Origin of the sequence: Collinsella sp. LCP19S3_D5 (assembly GCF_052121415.1) — a bacterium.
Lineage (GTDB): Bacteria > Actinomycetota > Coriobacteriia > Coriobacteriales > Coriobacteriaceae > Collinsella.
Window position 1 is genome coordinate 1 of the sequence record NZ_JBQKEH010000029.1, and the last position, 3,479, is coordinate 3,479.

The following is a 3,479-nucleotide window of genomic DNA, read 5'->3' on the forward strand; positions in this document are numbered from 1 at the left end:
GCGCGGCTGCGCCTATGGCACTTCAACATCATTGTCGCAGCCCCGACCCGCGGTCACGAGCGGGGGCTCCTATCTTTTTAGTGCCCTCGGATTGGGTCATAGTGTCTGTCGGTAGTCTTTTTGGGACGGGGCTTTTTTAGCTGCCCTACCTCAAATAAGGACTTAATCTTCGAAAGCGCTGGACTGGGTAGCTAAAAAAGCCCCGTCCCAAAAAGACTACCCGGTGAAGGGACAAGGGGACAGCCCCTTTGTCGCATTGGTGGATATGTCGTGCGTTCTGCGTATGGCAATATAAGATATTAATTTGCGTTAAACGGAATTCGACGTCCTTGAGGGTAGGGGATTTCTTTGGGTCGTGGTGCGGATATGACGCCGCCTTTGCGTTGGCGGTTAGGTGTTGCTGGTGGGGTGGCGCTCTTTGTGTTGCTTGTTGACCAGCTGACCAAGCTTGCGGTTCGTGCCGTGGGCAATACCCTGCATATGACTGTTATCCCCGGCGTGATCGATTTTGTGTTTGTCCGCAATATCGGAGCTGCCTTTAGCATGGGTGAGGGCCATGGCATAGCGTTTGCCGTGCTGGCGCTTGCGGCCATTGCCGCCATTGCCGTGTACTTGCTCCGTGCTCCTCAGCTCGCTCGCCTAGAGGTCGTGGGTATGGCCATGGTTGCGGGCGGCGCCATCGGCAACGCGATCGATCGCCTGGCCATGGGCTTTGTGACTGATTTTATTGCCACTACCTTCATTGATTTCCCCGTCTTTAACGTGGCCGATATCGGCATTACCGCCGGTGTCGTTCTGGCGCTCATCGGATACATGTTCTTGAGTCCCGCCGCTCGCGAGGTCGATGCGACCGCCGAGCTCAATGCCCGTGACGAGGCCCGCGCCAAACGTAAAGCTAAGCAGCGTGGGGAGCGTGCCCGCAAGATTCGCGAAAGGAATGAGCGCTAATGGCCGACATCCATATTCTCGTTGCCGACGATTGCGCCGGTCAACGTCTCGACGCCTATCTGGGCGCCAACGATGGCTGTCCCACACGCTCTGCCTGCGCGCATCTGATCGAGGGAGGCGCCGTTGCCGTCAACGGCGAGACCTGCCTATCTAAAAAGTATGCCGTACGCTCCGGTGACCGCATCTCGGTCGACCTGCCCGAGCCGCATGACCCGACCGACGTGATCCCCGAGGCCATCCCGCTCGACATTCGCTATGAGGACGACTATCTCATGGTGCTCTCCAAGCAGCGCGGCCTGGTGTGCCATCCTGCGCATGGTCATGAGAGCGGCACCCTTGCGAATGCCTTGGTCTATCACTGCGGCATCGACCATCTGGGTACCGTGCAGGGCGAGGACCGCCCCGGCATCGTGCATCGTCTGGATCGCGATACCTCGGGTCTTATGCTCGCGGCTAAAGACGACGACACCCAGCGTGCGCTTCAAAATCTCATCCGCACGCGCACGCTCGACCGTCGCTACATTACGCTCGTTCATGGGCACATTGCCATGGACGAGGGCACTATCAACACCGGTATTGCCCGATCGACGCGCGACCGCGTGAAGATGGCGGTTTCCGATGACCCCTTTGCGCGCCAGGCCATCACGACCTTTAAGGTCCTTGAGCGCTTTGATTCCACGCGTTTCGACGACGGCTACACGCTTGTCGAGTGTCACCTGTTTACCGGCCGCACGCATCAGATTCGCGTGCACATGCGCCATATCAACCACGCCTGCGTGGGCGATCCACTCTATGGTAAGTGCGATGCTCGTGCCGATCAGGGTTTGACCAGGCAGTTCCTGCATTCCTGGCGTGTGGCGTTCGATCATCCCGTGACGGGGGAGCACATCGAGTGCCGTGACGAGCTGCCATGGGATCTTGCGGCGGTTCTGGATGATCTGGCCCCGCGTTCGCTCGGCCGCACTGCCGCTGGCAACGAAATCGTCCCTCAGCTCGGTCTGCTCGAGGCCTAGCCAGTATTAGGTGGTTTCTTGAACTCCGTAAGCCTGCGGTAAGATATACGGTTGTTTACGTCACGCGTTCCTGGGAGCCTGCATGCTCGCCTTTTTACAAACCAACACACCTATCGTGATCTTCAACCAGATTGTCGTCACGCTGCTTACGGTCTGTTTTCTGTACCAGGTGGTCTTCTTTGTCATCGGCGCTCTTCGTGGTGAGGTCGCGCCTCCCAAGGCCAAGAAGCTCCATCGTTATGCCTTCTTTATCGCGGCGCATAACGAGGAGGCCGTGATCGCCAACCTCGTGCGCTCCATTAAGGACCAAGATTATCCGTCCGAGCTTATCGAGGTCTTCGTGGTCGCCGATGCCTGCACCGACAACACGGCGCAGCTCGCGCGCGAGGCGGGCGCCGTCGTCTATGAGCGCAATGACTTGGCCCGTAAAGGCAAGAGCTGGGTCATGGACTATGGCTTCGACCGCATCCTTAACGAGTATCCCGATACGTTTGAAGGCTACTTTATCTTCGATGCCGATAACGTCATCGCCCGCGATTACGTGTCCAAGATGAACGATGCTTTTGACCAGGGCTTCCATGTTGTTACGAGCTATCGCAATTCCAAGAACTTTGGCAGCTCGTGGATCTCGGCAGCTAATGCCACGTGGTATCTGCGCGAGGCGCGCTTTCTCAACAATGCGCGCAACATCTGTAAGACGTCTTGCGCCGTTTCGGGTTCGGGCTACCTCATCTCCGCCAGTGTTATCGAGGGTATGCACGGCTGGCAGTTCCACACGCTGACCGAGGATATTCAGTTCACCACGTTCTGTGCCATTCACGGCATTCGCATTGGCTATGCGCCGGCGGAGTTCTTTGACGAACAGCCCGTGACGTTTAAGGCATCCTGGAAACAGCGTATGCGTTGGACCAAGGGCTTCTACCAGGTGTTCTTTACGTACGGTAAGCACCTGGTCAAATCGACCTTCCGCTATCATCGCTTTGCCGCCTACGACATGTTTATGACGATCGCACCGGGCATGCTGCTCTCTCTGATCTCGATGCTCGCTAATGCGACGTTCCTCATCGTGGGCGGCCTTTCGCACGGTTTCTTGGCTACCGAAGTCGAGATGCAGGCGTGTGCCGCTTCGCTCATTATGACCTTCGCTATGATGTATCAGACTTTCTTTATCCTGGCGCTGCTCACGACTATCTTTGAATACAAGCATATTCACTGCGCGCAAAAGTGGCGTCTGGTAACCAACCTGTTTACCTTCCCGATCTTTATGTTCAGCTATATCCCCATTACGGTGGCAGCGCTGTTCTTGAAGGTCGACTGGGTGCCGACGCAGCACGCCGTAAGCGTTACCCTCGACGAGGTCATGCAGGGCGCCAAATAACCACCATCAAAACCACCACAAAGGGGATATGAACTGCGCCCCGAAACTTGGACTGAATAAATAGCGACTACGCCGCAAGGGCCCGGTTCCGGAACTCCTCCGGCGTCAGGCCCTTCAATCTTACCTGCCTGCGCCGCGTG

General features: G+C 57.1%; 4 protein-coding genes. 3 read left to right on the plus strand and 1 reads right to left on the minus strand.

All coding sequences use genetic code 11. The features are described from left to right. The first annotated feature begins 420 nt into the window (after positions 1 to 420). The 3 genes from lspA to ACTQXO_RS08650 all read left to right on the plus strand — a co-directional run bounded on the left by lspA (position 421) and on the right by ACTQXO_RS08650 (position 3,339). Positions 421 to 948, plus strand: a complete 528-nt coding sequence (lspA, locus tag ACTQXO_RS08640; RefSeq protein ID WP_441545611.1) for a signal peptidase II — start codon at positions 421 to 423, stop codon at positions 946 to 948. Next, positions 948 to 1,961: an RluA family pseudouridine synthase gene (locus ACTQXO_RS08645; RefSeq protein WP_441016312.1), complete on the plus strand. Its 1,014-nt coding sequence runs from the start codon at positions 948 to 950 to the stop codon at positions 1,959 to 1,961. The genes lspA and ACTQXO_RS08645 overlap by 1 nt, the downstream gene beginning before the upstream one ends. A gap of 82 nt (positions 1,962 to 2,043) precedes the next feature. Next, a complete protein-coding gene (locus tag ACTQXO_RS08650; protein WP_154515488.1) occupies positions 2,044 to 3,339 on the plus strand; it encodes a glycosyltransferase family 2 protein in 1,296 nt (431 codons plus the stop codon). A 67-nt stretch (positions 3,340 to 3,406) separates the two neighbouring features. On the opposite strand, the gene ACTQXO_RS08655 is transcribed toward ACTQXO_RS08650, so the two are convergent. Continuing rightward, on the minus strand, positions 3,407 to 3,479 hold a 73-nt coding region (locus ACTQXO_RS08655; protein WP_441537142.1), incomplete at its 5' end, for an IS3 family transposase.

Excerpts from the sequence above, each read along its gene's own strand:
- ACTQXO_RS08645 (WP_441016312.1), top strand. The coding sequence starts at position 948 with ATGGCCGACATCCATATTCTCGTTGCCGACGATTGCGCCGGTCAACGT.
- ACTQXO_RS08650 (WP_154515488.1), top strand. The coding sequence starts at position 2,044 with ATGCTCGCCTTTTTACAAACCAACACACCTATCGTGATCTTCAACCAG.